At 36.3% G+C, this 17,140-nt stretch carries 12 protein-coding genes; 10 read left to right on the top strand and 2 right to left on the bottom strand.

What is annotated here, in order from left to right:
* Together IRZ80_RS19340 and fsa are read left to right on the top strand one after the other, a co-directional pair.
* Positions 1-280 (top strand): transketolase-like TK C-terminal-containing protein (locus IRZ80_RS19340; protein ID WP_410504283.1); only part of this gene is annotated, 280 nt, incomplete at its 5' end.
* Between the two features lie 142 nt (positions 281-422).
* The gene (gene fsa, locus IRZ80_RS19335) at positions 423-1,079 is read left to right on the top strand and encodes a fructose-6-phosphate aldolase (RefSeq protein ID WP_194643752.1); all 657 of its coding nucleotides are present in this window, start codon (positions 423-425) and stop codon (positions 1,077-1,079) included.
* 80 nt (positions 1,080-1,159) lie between these two features.
* On the opposite strand, the gene IRZ80_RS19330 is transcribed toward fsa, so the two are convergent.
* The gene (locus IRZ80_RS19330) at positions 1,160-1,849 is read right to left on the bottom strand and encodes an NUDIX hydrolase (RefSeq protein ID WP_194643750.1); all 690 of its coding nucleotides are present in this window, start codon (positions 1,847-1,849) and stop codon (positions 1,160-1,162) included.
* Between the two features lie 504 nt (positions 1,850-2,353).
* Here IRZ80_RS19330 and IRZ80_RS19325 point away from each other — a divergent pair.
* The 6 genes from IRZ80_RS19325 (at position 2,354) to IRZ80_RS19300 (ending at position 11,917) form a co-directional block, all read left to right on the top strand.
* Entirely contained in the window at positions 2,354-3,886 is a 1,533-nt protein-coding gene (locus IRZ80_RS19325; protein WP_194643748.1) for an alpha-N-arabinofuranosidase, read from the top strand.
* A gap of 330 nt (positions 3,887-4,216) precedes the next feature.
* Positions 4,217-6,202 carry an alpha-L-arabinofuranosidase C-terminal domain-containing protein gene (locus tag IRZ80_RS19320; protein ID WP_194643746.1) on the top strand — a complete coding sequence of 662 codons (1,986 nt, stop codon included), beginning with the start codon at positions 4,217-4,219 and terminating at the stop codon, positions 6,200-6,202.
* A gap of 82 nt (positions 6,203-6,284) precedes the next feature.
* The gene (locus IRZ80_RS19315; protein WP_194643744.1) at positions 6,285-7,976 is read left to right on the top strand and encodes a ribulokinase; all 1,692 of its coding nucleotides are present in this window, start codon (positions 6,285-6,287) and stop codon (positions 7,974-7,976) included.
* Positions 7,960-8,661, top strand: a complete 702-nt coding sequence (locus IRZ80_RS19310; RefSeq protein WP_194643742.1) for an L-ribulose-5-phosphate 4-epimerase — start codon at positions 7,960-7,962, stop codon at positions 8,659-8,661. Before IRZ80_RS19315 ends, IRZ80_RS19310 begins: the two co-directional genes overlap by 17 nt.
* Before the next feature lie 99 nt (positions 8,662-8,760).
* Positions 8,761-10,269, top strand: a complete 1,509-nt coding sequence (gene araA / locus IRZ80_RS19305; protein WP_194643740.1) for an L-arabinose isomerase — start codon at positions 8,761-8,763, stop codon at positions 10,267-10,269.
* A 460-nt stretch (positions 10,270-10,729) separates the two neighbouring features.
* Entirely contained in the window at positions 10,730-11,917 is a 1,188-nt protein-coding gene (locus IRZ80_RS19300) for an aldose epimerase family protein (protein WP_194643738.1), read from the top strand.
* Positions 11,918-12,240: 323 nt separating this feature from the next.
* Here IRZ80_RS19300 and IRZ80_RS19295 read toward each other — a convergent pair whose 3' ends face one another.
* Positions 12,241-14,955 carry a reprolysin-like metallopeptidase gene (locus tag IRZ80_RS19295; RefSeq protein ID WP_194643736.1) on the bottom strand — a complete coding sequence of 905 codons (2,715 nt, stop codon included), beginning with the start codon at positions 14,953-14,955 and terminating at the stop codon, positions 12,241-12,243.
* A gap of 234 nt (positions 14,956-15,189) precedes the next feature.
* Between IRZ80_RS19295 and IRZ80_RS19290 the strand changes: the two genes are divergently transcribed.
* A complete protein-coding gene (locus IRZ80_RS19290) occupies positions 15,190-16,134 on the top strand; it encodes a bifunctional riboflavin kinase/FAD synthetase (protein WP_194643734.1) in 945 nt (314 codons plus the stop codon).
* Positions 16,135-16,627: 493 nt separating this feature from the next.
* Entirely contained in the window at positions 16,628-17,065 is a 438-nt protein-coding gene (locus tag IRZ80_RS19285; RefSeq protein WP_194643732.1) for a hypothetical protein, read from the top strand.
* Positions 17,066-17,140: the final 75 nt, after the last annotated feature.

Here is a 17,140-nt window from a genome sequence, read left to right as displayed (position 1 = left end):
CAATCTGAAGGTAAATATCGCTTCAATAATATCCGAAGGATTGTTTAAATCACAGTCCAAATCGTATCAGGAGAGCGTTATTCCAAAAGGGAAATTAGTTTTTGGACTTACGGCAGGATTACCAGTTAACCTTGAAGGATTAATAGGCGACAGCGGAAAAATAGCAGGACTGGATCATTTTGGCTATTCAGCACCGGCGGGTGTTCTGGATGAAAAATTCGGGTTTAACAGCCTAAGCGTTGCTGCAGAAATACTGAAATATATCAAAGGAAGTAACTAAGTTACTGGGCCGCTAAGTTACTGAGAAAAAAATCAGAATCTCAGCAACTTAAAAAAACTAATTATAAACCATAAGCTTCAAAGTTCTGAGATAAAAAAACTTAGAATCTCAGCAACTTAGGATCTTAGCAACTTAAAAAAATATGAAATTTTTTATCGATACAGCAAATTTAAAAGACATCAAAGAAGCCAACGATTTAGGAATATTAGACGGAGTAACAACAAATCCTTCGCTTATGGCAAAAGAAGGAATCACAGGAGCCGACAACATTCTTGCACATTATGTAAAAATATGCGAATTAGTTGACGGTGATGTAAGCGCCGAAGTAATTTCGACCGATTTTGAAGGAATGATTGCCGAAGGAGAAAAACTGGCCGCTTTACATCCGCAGATTGTGGTTAAAATCCCAATGATTAAAGACGGAATAAAGGCATGCAAATATTTTTCTGATAAAGGAATCAGAACTAATGTGACTTTGGTTTTCTCAGTTGGACAGGCATTGCTTGCAGCCAAAGCGGGTGCTACCTATGTTTCTCCATTTTTAGGAAGACTGGATGACATTTGTACAGACGGTATGGGACTAATTGCCGAAATCAGACAGGTATATGACAATTATGATTTTCAGACACAGATTTTATCAGCTTCTGTCCGAAATACTATGCACGTAATTAATTGTGCCAAAGTAGGATCGGATGTAATGACTGGTCCGTTATCTTCAATAACCGGATTATTAAAACATCCTTTGACTGACAGCGGATTGGCAACATTCTTGGCTGATTACCAAAAAGGAAACAGCTAAGATCAAATCCTATTTATCCCCAAATAAAAAAGGAAGATTCGATTGAATCTTCCTTTTTTATTTTATATCAGCCAAACTATTTAAAAGTTTATAGCAAAATCGTTCAAAAGTTTAGCATCATATTTCTCTTTGTCAAAAGTATAGAGGTATGAACCTTTTCTTGACGAAGTCATATCTTTTTCATCCAATTTTATTAGTATATCCAGTGAATTGATTTTACTGATAAAATTTCTTTTATCAATTTCTTTGTCCAGAATTGATTCATACAGCTTAAGCAGCTGGCTCATTTTAAATTTTTCAGGCAAAAGCTCAAAGCCAACAGGTTTCATTGAGGTTCTATAACGCAGTCTTCTAATGGCATGTGCTAACATTTTATCGTGGTCAAAAATCAGCTTTGGCACTTCAGAAACACTAAACCATTTGGCATGATAATTCTGAATCAATTCAGCATTATGATTTTCAACATTAATCAAAGCATAATAAGCAACCGATATCGTTCTCTCAACAGGATCACGGTCTATTTCACTATAAGTATAAAGCTGTTCCATATAAATATCCTGAATTCCTGTATAAGTATTCAGTACCCTGATGGCGGCATCGTCTAATACTTCCTCTTTCTTAAGGAATCCTCCCATTAAAGACCATTTTCCTTTTTCGGGTTCGAAGTCCCTTTTAATTAAGAGAATTTTTAGACCCTCGTCATCAAAGCCAAAAATGATACAATCGACCGCTAAAAGAGCTTTATCTTCTGTACTATAACTATTTAACATATTAACATCTATATATAAGCTGTAAATATAAGAACTTCCTTAAAACTACCAAATTAATTTAGTGTGGCTTATACACTAATACGAGTCATCCTTCATAACAGAACTTTAAGCCTATAACTGTAGGCTTTTTTCACATAACGACAGCGCATTGAGTAGTTTTAGAAATTAAGAAGAACTAATTCTCTTACTTTTAGATTACCTCCTCTGACAACAAAACAAGCATAAAAAATTAAACTTTTTAAAACAATACGTTATAGCTTTCTTCAAAGAGATAACTAAAAAATGATACTATTTTTTTGTTTAGCTATTATATCCGTTTTTTTTTACTCGTTTTTTTATTAGATTAATTTGTATTAGTGCTTTTTTTTTATTTAAATTTACAAATGTATAAATAACACTTATATTTTGTCAATATTCAGAATATAATACTCCCCACGATTCCCAATTAAGAATTGGAATCAAGAATTACGATACCAATTACATTAAAAATTATATATACTATCTATGAAAAAAGCCTTATTATTTTTGTTTATTTCATCTATTTTGAGCCAAACTGGATTTGCACAAAAAGAAACTACAGCACTTACCATAAAAAATACTGCAGATGCACCAACAATCAACAAAAATATCTATGGTCATTTTGCAGAACATTTAGGAAGATGTATCTATGGAGGTTTTTTTGTTGGTGATACTTCCAAAATACCAAATACAGCAGGTGTCCGCAATGACATTGTCAAAGCTTTAAAAGAATTAAAAATACCAAATTTAAGATGGCCAGGGGGCTGTTTTGCTGACACGTATCACTGGAAAGATGGTATTGGCCCAAAAGAAAACAGACCCACAATTGTAAATCAATGGTGGGGTGGCGTTACCGAAGACAACAGTTTTGGCACGCATGACTTTTTAAATATGTGCGAACTTCTTGGGGCTGAACCATACTTATCCGGAAACGTAGGCAGCGGAACAGTGCAGGAATTAGCTGACTGGGTTCAATATACCAACTTTGGCGGTAAAAGTCCAATGAGTGATCTGCGAAAAAAAAATGGAAGAACTGAACCTTGGAAAGTCAAATTCTGGGGAATAGGGAATGAAGCTTGGGGTTGTGGTGGCAACATGACAGCCGATTATTATTCAGGCGAATATAAAAAATACGCAACATTTATGGGAGACGGTTTAAACCGTATTGCTTCAGGAGCAAACAGTTCAGACTATAACTGGACTGAAACCTTAATGAAAAACGTTCCTCTCAACATGCTGGGAGGTGTGGCACTGCACCATTATTCAGTTATTGACTGGAATAAAAAAGGAGATGGTGTCGATTTTACAGAAGATCAATATTTTTCTACCATGAAAGAAGCTTTAAAAATGGAAGAGCTTGTTACTAAACATTCCGCCATAATGGATAAATATGATCCAAAACAAAAAGTAGCTTTAGTAGTTGATGAATGGGGCGGATGGTATGATGTCGAAAAAGGATCAAATCCTGGTTTCTTATATCAGCAAAACACTATGAGAGATGCTGTTCTGGCAGGAGCGACATTAAATATTTTCAACAACCATGCAGACAGAGTGCGTATGGCAAATTTGGCACAATGCATAAACGTTTTGCAAGCTGTAATCTTAACAGATAAAGCAAAAATGATAACAACTCCAACCTATTCTGTAATGAAAATGTACAGCGTTCATCAAGATGCTAAATTATTGCCAGTAATTTTTCAATCGCCATTGTATACTTTTAATGGACAAACACTTCCTGCAATATCCGCATCAGCTTCAAAAGATAAAAATGGTGCCATTCATATTTCATTAGTAAATATTGATGCAAAAAAAACAAACAAAATAGAAATTGACACAAAAGATCTTGATGCTAAAAATTTCACTGGAACAATAATAACTGCACCTAAACTACAGGATTACAATTCATTCGAAAATCCAAATAAAATTACCCCAACAGTTTTTAAAGGTTTCGAAAACAAAAAAGGGAAACTAGAAATCACTATTCCTCCTTTCTCTGTAGTTGTAATAGAAGGAATATAAAAAATATGCGAATAAATTAATTCATGATCAATTTTTAGAAAAGTCTCAAAATACTGCAATTGTAAAATTAGATTACTGTAGTTACTTTTTTTAAACGCTGATAGAATAGATAAAACCAATACCAGCACTAACAAACTGCCATAAAGATATGCTTCTGTACTAGAAATTACTATTACAGAAGCGTGTTTTATTCATTTTAGAAAAATTAGAAAAAATTATCAATGTGGAGGCATTTTAAAATCAGCAAATGTATACTTTACCGCTAAAAGAAATTAAGCGAATAAGTTACTAGAGCTTGGCCGTATCACATCAGATCTTAAAATAAAATATATGAAACCAAATTTAATCACAAAAATAGCACTTTGCGGACTAATGCTAAATGGTATTTATGCCAATGCTCAAAAAACGACACTCGAAGTAAACACTGCCAAAACAATTACAAAAATCCAGCCGACAATGTATGGTATCTTTTTTGAAGATATCAACTTTGCTGCCGATGGCGGTTTGTATGCCGAAATGGTCAAAAACCGCTCATTTGAATTTGATGATCCATTGATGGGATGGAAACAGCCAAAAAGTGACAGGCACAATTTCAATACCGAATCCGGGATTGCTGTTCCGGTGCAATTTTCAAAAAAAGGAACCAATCATAATTATTGCCGAATCACGGTAAAAGATGCCAAAGGCTATGAAATCATCAATGAAGGTTTCAGAGGAATGGGAATTAAAAGCGGAGCAAAATACAATCTGACCCTAAAAGCATCCAAAGAAGCAGGAAACATTTCGAAGATAATTATTCAATTCATCGGAAAAGACAATAAAGTTTTAGGCGAAACAAGTATTGCTCCAACCACTTCAGACTGGAAAGAATACACTGCACAGCTTATTCCAACTGCTACAGAAGCGAAGGCAAAACTGCGTTTTACTTTTGAAGGAAATGGAACTATCGATATGGACATGATTTCATTATTCCCAGAAGAAACCTGGAATAACCGTAAAAATGGTCTTCGTAAAGATTTAGTACAATTATTATATGATATGAAACCTGGTTTCCTGCGTTTCCCAGGCGGCTGTATTGTTGAGGGCAGAACTCTGGTTGGGCGCTATCAATGGAAAAAAACGGTTGGACAGGTTGATGATAGAGAAATCTTGGTGAACCGCTGGAATACAGAGTTTGCACACAAACCTGCACCTGATTATTTTCAGTCTTTTGGTTTAGGATTTTATGAATATTTTCAATTATCCGAAGATATTGGAGCTTCTCCCCTGCCAATTTTAAGCTGTGGAATGGCCTGCCAGTTCAATACCGGCGAATTAGCACCAATGGATCAGCTGCATCCTTATGTGCAGGACGCGATTGACTTAATTGAATTTGCCAATGGCGGAATTGATACTCCTTGGGGGAAAGTACGCGCCGATATGGGACACCCAAAACCGTTTAACCTGAAATTTATTGGAGTAGGAAACGAACAATGGGGTACTGATTATATCGAACGTTATAAAGTATTCGAAAAAGCAATCAAAGCAAAACATCCGGAAATTACAATTGTTTCAGGAAGCGGACCATTCCCGGAAGGAGATTACTTCGAATATGCGCATTCAGAACTTAAAAAACTGAACGCCGAAATTATAGATGAGCATTATTATAAAGATCCAAAATGGTTTAGAGAAAACGTTACCCGTTACGACAATTACGACCGCAAAGGACCAAAAATATTCGCAGGAGAATATGCCGCACAATCTGTAGCTATTGCAAGCCCCGAAAATAAAAACAGCTGGGAGTGTGCTTTTTCCGAAGCCGCTTTTATGACTGGAATGGAACGTAACGCCGAAGTGGTTCATCTTACATCCTACGCACCTTTATTTGCTCACGAAGAAGGCTGGCAATGGACACCAGATATGATTTGGTTTAATAATTTAGAGTCATTTGGTACGCCAAATTACTATGTACAAAAACTGTTTGCTAACAATAAAGGAACTGATTTATTAGCAGTCACCAAAGATGGAAAAGCTGTAACCGGCCAGAACGATTTATTTGCATCGGCAGTAAAAGATGTTAACACTAAAGAAGTTATTGTAAAAGTGGTAAACACCGCTGCAAAAGCACAGGATCTTACGATAGATTTAAAAGGAAGCAAATTCCAGTCAAATGGAACAGTAATTACACTTACAAGTCCAAACACTACTGATGAAAACTCATTTGCTTCACCTAAAAAAATCAGCCCGAAAGAAAGCGCATATATACTAAAAAGCGAGAAAGCATCATTGAATGTACCTGCCTATTCTGTAACAATTTTGAAGTTAAAGTTAAAATAATTTCAGCTCCAAATAAATTAAGTGTTTATTACACACTTATTAAATAATTATTCTATATTTGCAATATATAAAAAGAATCGTGATGAAAAATTATGTAATAGGATTAGATTATGGCTCAGATTCTGTTCGCGCAGTATTGATTGACACTGAAAATGGGCAGGAATTAGCATCCAGCGTTTGTGACTACAAGCGATGGAAAAACAAAGAATATTGTAATGCCTCAATAAATCAGTTTCGCCAGCATCCTTTGGATCATATCGAAGGCTTAGAAACTACCATAAAATATGTAGTCGAAAACAGTAAAGTAGATCCTTCTCTTATTCGAAGCATTTGTATAGACACTACAGGATCTTCACCAGTACCAGTTGCCGAAGATGGAACACCACTAGCTTTGACCGAAGGTTTTGAACATAATCCAAATGCCATGATGGTATTATGGAAAGACCATACTGCTATCAATGAAGCGAATGAAATCAATGAATTAGCAGCCAGCTGGGGCGGAGAAGATTTTACAAAATATGAAGGAGGAATTTATTCATCAGAATGGTTTTGGGCCAAAATTTTACATGTTGCCAGAGAAGACGAAGCTGTAAAAAAAGCAGCTTACACCTGGATGGAACATTGCGATTTAATGACATATCTGCTAATTGACGATAAAGATTTAAAGACTTTCAAAAGAAGCCGCTGTGCTGCAGGTCACAAAGCCATGTGGCACGAAGACTGGAATGGATTGCCGCCAGCAGAATTTTTAGAAAAATTAGATCCCTATCTGGCTTCGCTCCGTGGCAAATTATACGATGAAACGTATACATCCGATTTAGCTGCTGGAAATTTAAATAAAGAGTGGGCTGACCGATTAGGACTTTCTACGGATACTATTATTGCAGTTGGAACTTTTGACGCTCATTCAGGAGCTGTAGGAGCAAAAATAGACGAACACACTTTGGTTCGTGTAATGGGAACCTCAACGTGTGATATTATTGTTGATACTAAAGAATCTATCGGAACAAAAACTGTTCGCGGAATCTGCGGACAAGTTGACGGATCTGTAATTCCAGGTTATATCGGACTAGAAGCGGGACAATCTGCTTTTGGAGATGTATTGGCTTGGTACAAAGAACTTTTGTTATGGCCAACTGAAAATCTGCTTTCCTCTTCTGCTCTATTGAATGAAGAACAAAAAGCACAATTGAAAGCTGAAATCAGTGACAAACTAATTATTGAATTAACTGCCGAAGCAGAAAAAATTCCATTAACAGAAAGCATACCAGTTGCGCTAGACTGGATTAACGGACGACGAACTCCAGACGCTAATCAGGAAGTAAAAAGCGCAATATCAAACTTATCCTTAGGAACAAAAGCACCGCATGTATTCAAATCATTGGTAAATGCGATTTGTTTTGGTTCCAAAAAAATTGTGGATCGTTTTGAAGAAGAAGGTGTCCGTATTGATACCGTAATCGGAATTGGAGGTGTTGCCCGCAAATCACCATTCATCATGCAGACATTAGCCAATGTATTGAACAAGCCAATCAAAGTAGCTTTATCCGATCAGGCACCAGCATTGGGAGCTGCCATTTATGCGGCTGTTGCTGCCGGAATATATCCAAATGTAATCGAAGCAAGCCAAAAAATGGGAAGTCCATTTGAAAGTGAATACACCCCTGAATTAGACAAAGTTGCTGCTTACAACAAACTGCTTTTGGCTTACGAACAATTAAGTGCATTTGCAGATCCATCTATTAAAAAACATCACAATGAGCTCTATATATAAAGATTTAAAACAAGAGTGCTACGAAGCAAATATGCAGCTGAATGCATTGAATCTGGTAGTTTATACTTTTGGTAACGTAAGCGCGGTTGACCGCGAAAAAGGTGTTTTTGCCATCAAGCCAAGCGGTGTTCCTTATGAAGACTTAAAGCCTGAGGACATTGTCATTGTTGATTTTGACAACAACATCATCGAAGGAAGTCTGCGCCCTTCTTCGGATACTAAAACGCATGCCTATTTATACAAAAATTGGCCAAACATTGGCGGTGTTGCACATACTCATGCTACATATTCTGTAGCTTGGGCACAATCGCAAAGAGACATTCCAATATTCGGAACGACGCATGCCGATCATTTAACTTCTGACATTCCGTGCGCGCCTCCAATGGCTGACGCACTTATCGAAGGAAACTATGAACACAATACCGGAATCCAGATTTTAGATTGTTTCAAAGAAAAAAATCTTAATTACGAAGAAACAGAAATGGTGCTAATAGGAAATCACGGTCCTTTTGCCTGGGGGAAAAATGCTGCTAAAGCAGTTTACAACTCTAAGGTTCTTGAAGTGGTTGCCGAGATGGCTTACCTGACACTGCAGATTAATCCTAATGCACCGCGATTGAAGGATTCTTTGGTCAAGAAACATTACGAACGCAAACACGGTAAGGATTCCTATTACGGACAGTAGCCAAGTTGTTTATTAGGTGAATCGTTTATTTGTTTAATCGATTCAACAAATAAACGATTAAAACAATTAAACAAATAAACGATTAAACATAAAAACATAATGATAGATATATCTCAAAAAGAAGTTTGGTTTGTAGTAGGAAGCCAAGAATTATACGGGCCTGAAACGTTATTAAAAGTTGCAGAACATGCTGCAATTATGGCAAAAGGATTTGATGAAGCTTCTCAGATTCCAGTAAAAGTGGTTTGTAAAGACACTTTGAAATCGCCAAAACAGGTATTGGATTTGTGCCTAGAAGCTAATTCAAACAAAAACTGCATCGGAATCATCACTTGGATGCATACTTTCTCTCCTGCAAAAATGTGGATCGGCGGTTTGAGTATTTTGAATAAACCATTGTGCCACTTACATACACAATACAATGCCGAAATCCCATGGGCAACAATCGATATGGATTTCATGAACTTGAACCAGTCGGCTCACGGAGACAGAGAATTTGGTTTTATGATGTCGAGAATGCGCAAAAAACGCAAAGTAATCGTTGGACACTGGCAGGAAGACCGCGTTTTGACTAAACTAGGAAACTGGACAAGAGTTGCCTTAGGCTGGAACGAATTACAAAACTTAAAAGTAGCCCGTATTGGTGACAATATGCGTGAAGTAGCAGTAACAGAAGGAGATAAAGTAGAAGCGCAACTGCGTTTTGGAATGTCTGTAAACGGATACGATTCTTCAGATGTGACTAAACATATCGAAAAAGTAACCGATGCTCAATTGGCTGATTTATTAGCAGTTTACGAAGCTTCTTACAATCTGACTCCATCACTTTTAGAAGGCGGTGCACAAAGACAGTCTTTGGTTGATGCAGCAAAAATTGAATTAGGCTTGAGAGCTTTCCTTGAAGAAGGAGGTTTTGGAGCATTTACAGATACATTTGAAAACTTAGGAGTTTGGAAACAGCTTCCTGGAATTGCAACACAGCGTTTAATGGCTGATGGTTATGGATTTGGAGGAGAAGGAGACTGGAAAACAGCTGCAATGGTTAGAGCTTTGAAAGTTATGAATATCGGACTTGAAGGAGGAACTTCATTCATGGAAGATTACACCTATCACTTTACTCCTCAAAAATCTTATGTTTTGGGATCACACATGCTGGAAATCTGTCCATCAATCGCTGACGGAAAACCTTCCTGCGAAGTACATCCGTTAGGAATTGGCGGTAAAGAAGATCCTGCACGTTTAGTGTTTAATTCCCCTGCTGGAGATGCTATCAACGTATCATTAGTAGATATGGGAACCCGTTTCAGATTAATCGTAAACGAAGTGACTGCAGTGAAACCTATGGCTGAATTGCCAAAACTTCCGGTAGCACGCGTGTTATGGGACTGCAAGCCAAACTTGGACGTAGCTGCTACAGCCTGGATCCTTGCCGGAGGTGCACACCATACAGTTTACAGCCAAGCGGTGACTACAGAATTCATGGAAGATTTTGCTGATATTGCCGGTATAGAATTATTGGTGATTGATGCCAATACGACTATCCGTAATTTCAAGGATACTATCAATGCTAATGAAGCTTATTTCCATTTGTTTCAGCATAAACTATAAAACAATTGAGCGGTGAATTGTGAACTACAGGTGGTCAAAAAACCTTTAATACACAATACTTCGCAGATGGATTGTTATAAAAAATTGTTTAGTTAAGTTAGTTAAACTCCTGCAGGGTTTTGAAAATTCTGTAGGAGTGATTTTATTAGAGTTTTTGATTTAAAACTATTTCTCTTTTAAAATTAAAATAGGTTGGTTAGCAGGAGTCCGCGTGAGGGATTATAGTGGAACTCTTTTTTATTTGGCTTTTTTGCCAAATAAAAAAAGCGGGAACGGAAAGCCCGACCCGAAGTTTTTCACGAAGGGTCACGCCCAAATGCTTAATCTGTTAAAATATTCCAATCTAAGTATTGTTTTGCTTTGGTGTTTCTTATTTTTATGATATGGCAAGGCTTTATCAGACTGAGGAACAAAATTGATTGTTTTGTATAAAGTAGTAAACCAAAAAAAAATAAAATATATGAATCTAGTAAAACGTTGTGTTTATGGAATTTCCATTTTAAGTTTAGTAAGTATGAATGTACAGTGCAAAGGAGAGAAAAAAGAGGAAGCAGCTAGTGCTGCCTTAGAAGCTAAAGCTACAGATTCTGTATCGATAGTAAAAACGGTATATGGTAAAACCGAAAAAGGAGATCAGATAGACCGTTACACATTGAAAAACCAAAAAGGGATGGAAGTAAACATCATCACCTATGGCGGTATTATTACTTCCCTAAAAGTGCCTAATAAAGCAGGGAAATCTGAAGAGGTAGTAATTGGTTTTAATTCATTGGAACAATACCAAAAAGCTAATCCTTACTTTGGAGCATTGATTGGAAGATTTGGTAACCGTATTGCAAAAGGTAAATTTACTTTGGATGGCAAGCAATATTCTTTAGCTATTAATAATGGCACAAATGCCTTACACGGTGGTCCGGAAGGATTCCACAGAGTGGTTTGGACTGCTGAGGAAGCCAAAGGAGGAGATACTGCATCATTAAAATTGAAGTATGTTGCTAAAGACATGGAAGAAGGTTACCCTGGTAACTTAACTGTTTTTGTTACTTACACTTTAAACAAAGACAATGCACTAGACGTGCTTTATGAAGCGACTACTGACAAGAAAACAGTTTTAAACTTGACACAGCATTCTTACTTCAATTTGTCTTCTGATTTCTCTAAACCAATTTTAGATCATGAAATCACTATTGATGCTGATAAATTAGTTCCAGTAGATGCTACTCTAATTCCAACAGGCAAATTGACAGATGTAACTAATACTCCTTTTGATTTTAGAAAACCAAAATTGGTTGGCAAAGAAATCAATGCAAGTGATGACCAATTGAAAAAAGGGTTGGGTTATGACCACTGCTGGGTTTTAAACAGCCAAGGAAAAGGAGAACGTTTGGTTGCTTCAGCTTACTATCCTGCAAACGGAAGACTACTGGAAGTGTATACTGACCAGCCTGGAATTCAATTCTACTCTGGTAACTTCCTTGACGGAACTTTACCAATGAGAAACGGCGGAACATATGCACACAGAACTGGTTTTTGTCTTGAAACACAGCATTACCCAGATTCTCCAAATCAAAAAGATTTCCCAACGACTGTATTAAGTCCAGGAGAAAATTATAAAACAAAAACTACTTTTAAATTTTCGGTTAAGTAGTTTAAAAATATACTAGTTATTATATAAAATTTGGTTATTAGTTAGATATCTAGTTTAGAAACTAATGAAAGTTAGTTTTAAAAATTCCTCGGGAGTTATGCTTCCGAGGTTTTTTTTATAAAATAAATTGAGGAATTTTGGAACTTTAGCTATATCTGAATTTAAATATAAAAATACTTCTCACCTAATGTCAAGACACAAATATGTTATAGTTCAAAAATAGTACACAAATAACATAAGTGAGAGATTGGACAACTGATCACTCGCGTAAACAATGAATTAGGATATAAAATGCAGTGATTTTTAAGGGAGTTTTTATTGAACTATCTCACTATAATCTTCAAACTTCCTTTACGGTCTCCATCTATAAGTGTAACGATATAAGTTCCGGCAGCTACATTTGGGAGCTGAACAAACTCGCTGATACCGCCTGTATTTTTAATTGTTTTCTGATAAAATTTCCGCCCAGACAAATCAGTTACAGTAACCAATAAATTTTCTGCATTTTCACTTTTATATTTAATAGTAAAACTTCCTTTATTAGGATTAGGGTACAGTATAAAATTATTAATTTCAGAATCAGGAACAGCCAAAGGCACATAAGCACTTGAACATATCTGGATTGACGCAGCATCTATTGTACCTGAATCTCCAACTCCTGTATCCCTAAACCTTAATTTCCAAGTTCCCTGAGGATTTTCTCCATTGAAAGCTGACAAAACACCAGCGGGACCTACAGTCTGACTGGTTTTAATTCCACATGCTAGTGTTCCTCCCAGATCATCATAGGTCAAAATCAGGTTAGTATTTGTCGCACCACAGGATTTATCAAACAGCTTTACAGTAGTCCCATTCGGACTCACCACTTCAATTTGAACATCAGAAATATAGGTATGCGTAAAACTAACATTAAAATTAACATCGGTAATTTCCCCTGAAGAAGCTGGAACCACAATTGTTCTCTCTGCATAAGTCTGTGATTCAGGAATAGTATAAGGCGCCGCAAAAGTATAGGTGTCACAAGTTGTTTCAACAGTATACCCCAACGTAAACGGAACACTGTTAAGCGCATAGAAAATATTGCCCGTAGGTTCTATCAAAATCCTGCAGCTCTTAGCGGCTGTAGACGGAGCGGTTATTACTTCAGAACCATCATTTGGGGTATTGGAAGCCAAAACAATTGGAAAAGTCTGTCCTCCGTCTATAGACATTTTAACATTTACATTAGCTGACCCTGACAATAAATTACTTCCATTCACATCCCAAGTAATAGTTTGGGATGAACCTAAACCCCAGCTGGTGCCAGAAGTATTCTGTGATGTTACAGCAAACGGACCTTTGGCACCATCAACAGTAACGACCATAGCGTCTGAATACGTCTGCGCTAAACCCGAAGCCGCGTTATCTCTGGCGGTAAATACAAAATTTAATGCTCTGCCAACATTAGAAACAGATTCCCAAGTTGTACTCAACTGTCCAACCAATGTTCTTTCGAAAGCTGGAAAATAACGATTGGTAACATTGCTAGGCAAAAATGACCTGAAAGTAGGCCCCGTAGTTTTGGTACTGTAAGCAATACTGTTTCCGTCACTTTCTGAGCTTGCAGCCGAATCATTTTGTTCCCAGCAATAGGTCATAACATCACCATTAGGATCAGAAGCGGTTCCTTTCAAAACAAAAGGCGTTCCTTTCGGAATAGTATAATCAGCACCGGCACTTGCTGTTGGCGTCTGACCGCTTAATGTTGTTTTGACAGGACAGGATTTAATTGATAAATTATCTTGAATCTGCTTAATACTAGCATACGAAAAATAATCATCCGAATGATTCTGAATATCATAATCAGTAATTCCGGCATATCCCATAATAGTGGAACCGCTTCCTGGTTCAACACTGACTCCTGTTCCCTCTACATCATAGGAAAAAATGTGATTTGCCCCTAGCTGATGCCCCATTTCATGTGCTACAAAATCGATGTCAAAAAGATCACCTTCGGGTTTGCTGTTTGATGGTGAAGTATAACCGCTCCCTTTACCGAGTGAATAAACAGGTGTTGAATTTGTATTATACAGAGCACTGCATACACAGCCAATACAGGCTGCATCACCACCTCCACCTGACGCGGCAAACAAATGACCGATATCATAATTCGCTTCACCTATTTTGGATGTTAAAGTACTTTGCAGTTCCTGATTCCAAGGAGACGGACAATCGCCGGTACAATCCTTAATTGGATCCATACCAATTGAAGCATCAGAATAAGGATCGGAAGCCGCATTTGTAAATATGATATCCGATTCATTGGCAACAAGCAATAATTTTACAGCAAGATCTCTGTTAAAAACTCCATTCACTCTAGTCATTGTTGCATTCATTCCTGCCAGGGCATCTGCGGCAGTACCTCCAAAGTATTGAGCATATTCACCCGTACAGGACAATGCCAGCCGCATGGTTTTAAACACTCCATTACTGGATTTTAATTCATTTGTTTTTTTAGTCAAACCCTGATTCAAAACAACATCAGCCGTTTTGCAGGTTAGAGGCAGACTTCCTTTGCTTCTGGTTTTGGAAGCCGAAACCGCATAAATGGATTTGCTGCCAGAAAGGGGATCAATAAATTCTGAAACACTCCCTCCTCTTAAAACCATTGACTGCACTCCACTTGGAGCAATACTAAAATTAATAGAAGCTCCAGGATCTGTAATTCCAGTTCCAGAATAGGATTTAATATCAGGATATTGTGATTGCAGCTCAGGAACAAAGTTAGAAGATTCCACAACTAAAAACTGCTCCATTTTACCATCGCTGTTAGGAATTTCAACAGAAACGCCTTGGCCAGCTAACCCAGAAACAAGAGACTGCCTAAATTGGTTTAAATCTAAAGCAAATAATCGTTTTGGATCGGACTGTATATTGTCATTTTGCTTCTGAACAGCAGTTTTTTGAGTACTTCCGACTTCTTTCCAAGCGGAATTCCCTTGCGAAAATGCAGAAAAACTCATTGCAAGAATCCCTAAGCAAAAAAATAATTTATTCATATACAGTTATTAAATTTAATAAACCAAAAAAACACAAACAAAATTAAATTATTTGCAATGGAATATACTATGAATGATAACAATTTCAAAAAATTAATAATTGGAATACATTACCATGAATGATTTTGAAGCTTAAAAACGGATTTGAAGATTCAAAACATTTAAAAATAAAAACTTCTTCGCCTACTTTTAAAATAGATAGTATAAATTTGCAAAAAAATTAACACTGGCACTTTGAAAATTTTTCATTCTATAGACGATTTCCATATTACCTCAGGAAAAACGGCAAAAAAAACGATTATTACTTTGGGAACCTTTGACGGTGTTCACTTTGGCCATAAAAAAATTCTGGAAAAAGTAACACAAAATACAGAAAACGAAAAGTATGAAAGTTTAGTTCTTACTTTTTTCCCGCATCCCAGAATGGTTTTACAAGAGGATTCGGGTATAAAAATGCTCAATACAATTGATGAAAAAACAGCATTACTGGATCAGATTGGAATTCAAAATTTAGTAATTCATCCTTTTGATGAAAATTTTTCCAGATTGACTGCCGAAGAATTTGTAAAAAAAGTACTTGTAGATCAATTCCATATCCACAAAATAATTATTGGCCACGATCATCGTTTTGGCCGTAACAGAACTGCAAATATTGATGATTTAAAAGCTTTTGGAGAACAATATGGCTTTGAAGTTGAAGAAATTTCGGCTCAGGAAATTAAGGAAGTATCTGTAAGCTCTACTAAAATAAGACATGCTCTTAACGAGGGCAATATGGCTCTGGCCAATGAATATCTGGGTTACAATTATTCACTAACCGGCATTATTACCAAAGGCAGACAGCTTGGAAGAACTATTGGATTTCCAACTGCCAACTTAAAAATAGAAGAAAACTTCAAGCTAATTCCAAAAAACGGCGTATATATTGTAAAAAGTATCATCGGCTCCAAAAGTGTTTTAGGAATGATGAATATTGGTTTTAATCCAACTGTTGACGGTAAAAATCAGACTATAGAAATTAATTATTTTAATTTTGACGGAGATTTATACGATCAAAAAATTACTGTTTCTATATTGAAAAGAATCAGAGATGAAGAAAAATTTGCTTCGGTTGAACATTTAAAAGCACAATTGGAAAAAGATAAGAATACAGCTTTGACCTATTTTGAAAACCATTAAAATATTTCCGCAAAATTACCCGCCAAAGATTTCCTTTAATATTGTGGAATTGCTTTGAGTGAATAAACATGATGAGACTGCTTCGTTCACGTTCGCAATGACTCTTTGTATATGTGTTTACTAGGAACGAAGCAATCTTACTAACGGCATCGGCGTACCGAAAATCTGTCTTCCTCACGAAAGAAGAATCTTCACTGTTGAATCGCCTAAAACATTGTCAATAGCCAAACCGCAATGTTATAGCGCTTAACCTTTTGATTTTTTTAAACCATTTCCTGCTGCTTACGTGAAAACTCAAAGCACAAACTATTTTATTTTTCATCTTCACACCTTTACGGATAACAATTCAAGCATTTAATTCCTTTTTTTCTTCAAACGAAATGAAACTCTCTACAGATTAATTACATCGATTTCGTTTATTTTTTGTAAATTTATAACAACCTACATGATTACTAATAAGATACTGAATTTCTAACTTTAAATAACTAACGACATGAAAGTAAAAAAAGAAATTAAAAACGGGTACTTTATTTTTATATCAATAGGAACTTATTTCCTTTTGATGGAATTCTTAGGTTTGTCTAATCTTTTTTATTTAAGACTATTAAATATCGTATTTATTGTTTATGCCGTAAATGACACCCTGCAGTCGAGAATTTCCCACGGAAAGAAAAACTTTGTTAAAAATGCTGTAGCAGCGATGGTCACTTCGATAGTTGGTGTTTTTTTATCCATTATTGGTTTATTAATTTACAGTTATATGCGGGGCGGTAATAAATATATACAAAATTTATCTGAAACTTTTCTGTTCGGCGGACACCCTTCTATTAACATGTATTGCTTCACGCTGTTTTTTGAAGGAATGGCTTCGTCGGTAATTGTGACTATGCTGCTCATGCTGTATTATAACGACAAATTTGCCGCCGATTAAACTATTTTAATCAATTCGAAATAAGTCATTTTAAAGACCGTTCGTTGGTTGTTTATAACAATTTGATTACTTTTG

It is taken from the genome of Flavobacterium sp. HJJ (genome assembly GCF_015351475.1).
GTDB classification, from domain to species: domain Bacteria; phylum Bacteroidota; class Bacteroidia; order Flavobacteriales; family Flavobacteriaceae; genus Flavobacterium; species Flavobacterium marginilacus.
The sequence above is the reverse complement of the archived record's forward strand: the minus strand, read 5'-3'. Positions and strand labels throughout refer to the sequence as shown.

Coding starts and splice junctions, on each gene's coding strand:
- fsa (WP_194643752.1), top strand. CDS start 423: ATGAAATTTTTTATCGATACAGCAAATTTAAAAGACATCAAAGAAGCC.
- IRZ80_RS19310 (WP_194643742.1), top strand. CDS start 7,960: ATGAGCTCTATATATAAAGATTTAAAACAAGAGTGCTACGAAGCAAAT.
- araA (WP_194643740.1), top strand. CDS start 8,761: ATGATAGATATATCTCAAAAAGAAGTTTGGTTTGTAGTAGGAAGCCAA.
- IRZ80_RS19300 (WP_194643738.1), top strand. CDS start 10,730: ATGAATCTAGTAAAACGTTGTGTTTATGGAATTTCCATTTTAAGTTTA.
- IRZ80_RS19325 (WP_194643748.1), top strand. CDS start 2,354: ATGAAAAAAGCCTTATTATTTTTGTTTATTTCATCTATTTTGAGCCAA.
- IRZ80_RS19295 (WP_194643736.1), bottom strand. CDS start 14,955: ATGAATAAATTATTTTTTTGCTTAGGGATTCTTGCAATGAGTTTTTCT.
- IRZ80_RS19330 (WP_194643750.1), bottom strand. CDS start 1,849: ATGTTAAATAGTTATAGTACAGAAGATAAAGCTCTTTTAGCGGTCGAT.
- IRZ80_RS19320 (WP_194643746.1), top strand. CDS start 4,217: ATGAAACCAAATTTAATCACAAAAATAGCACTTTGCGGACTAATGCTA.
- IRZ80_RS19285 (WP_194643732.1), top strand. CDS start 16,628: ATGAAAGTAAAAAAAGAAATTAAAAACGGGTACTTTATTTTTATATCA.
- IRZ80_RS19315 (WP_194643744.1), top strand. CDS start 6,285: ATGAAAAATTATGTAATAGGATTAGATTATGGCTCAGATTCTGTTCGC.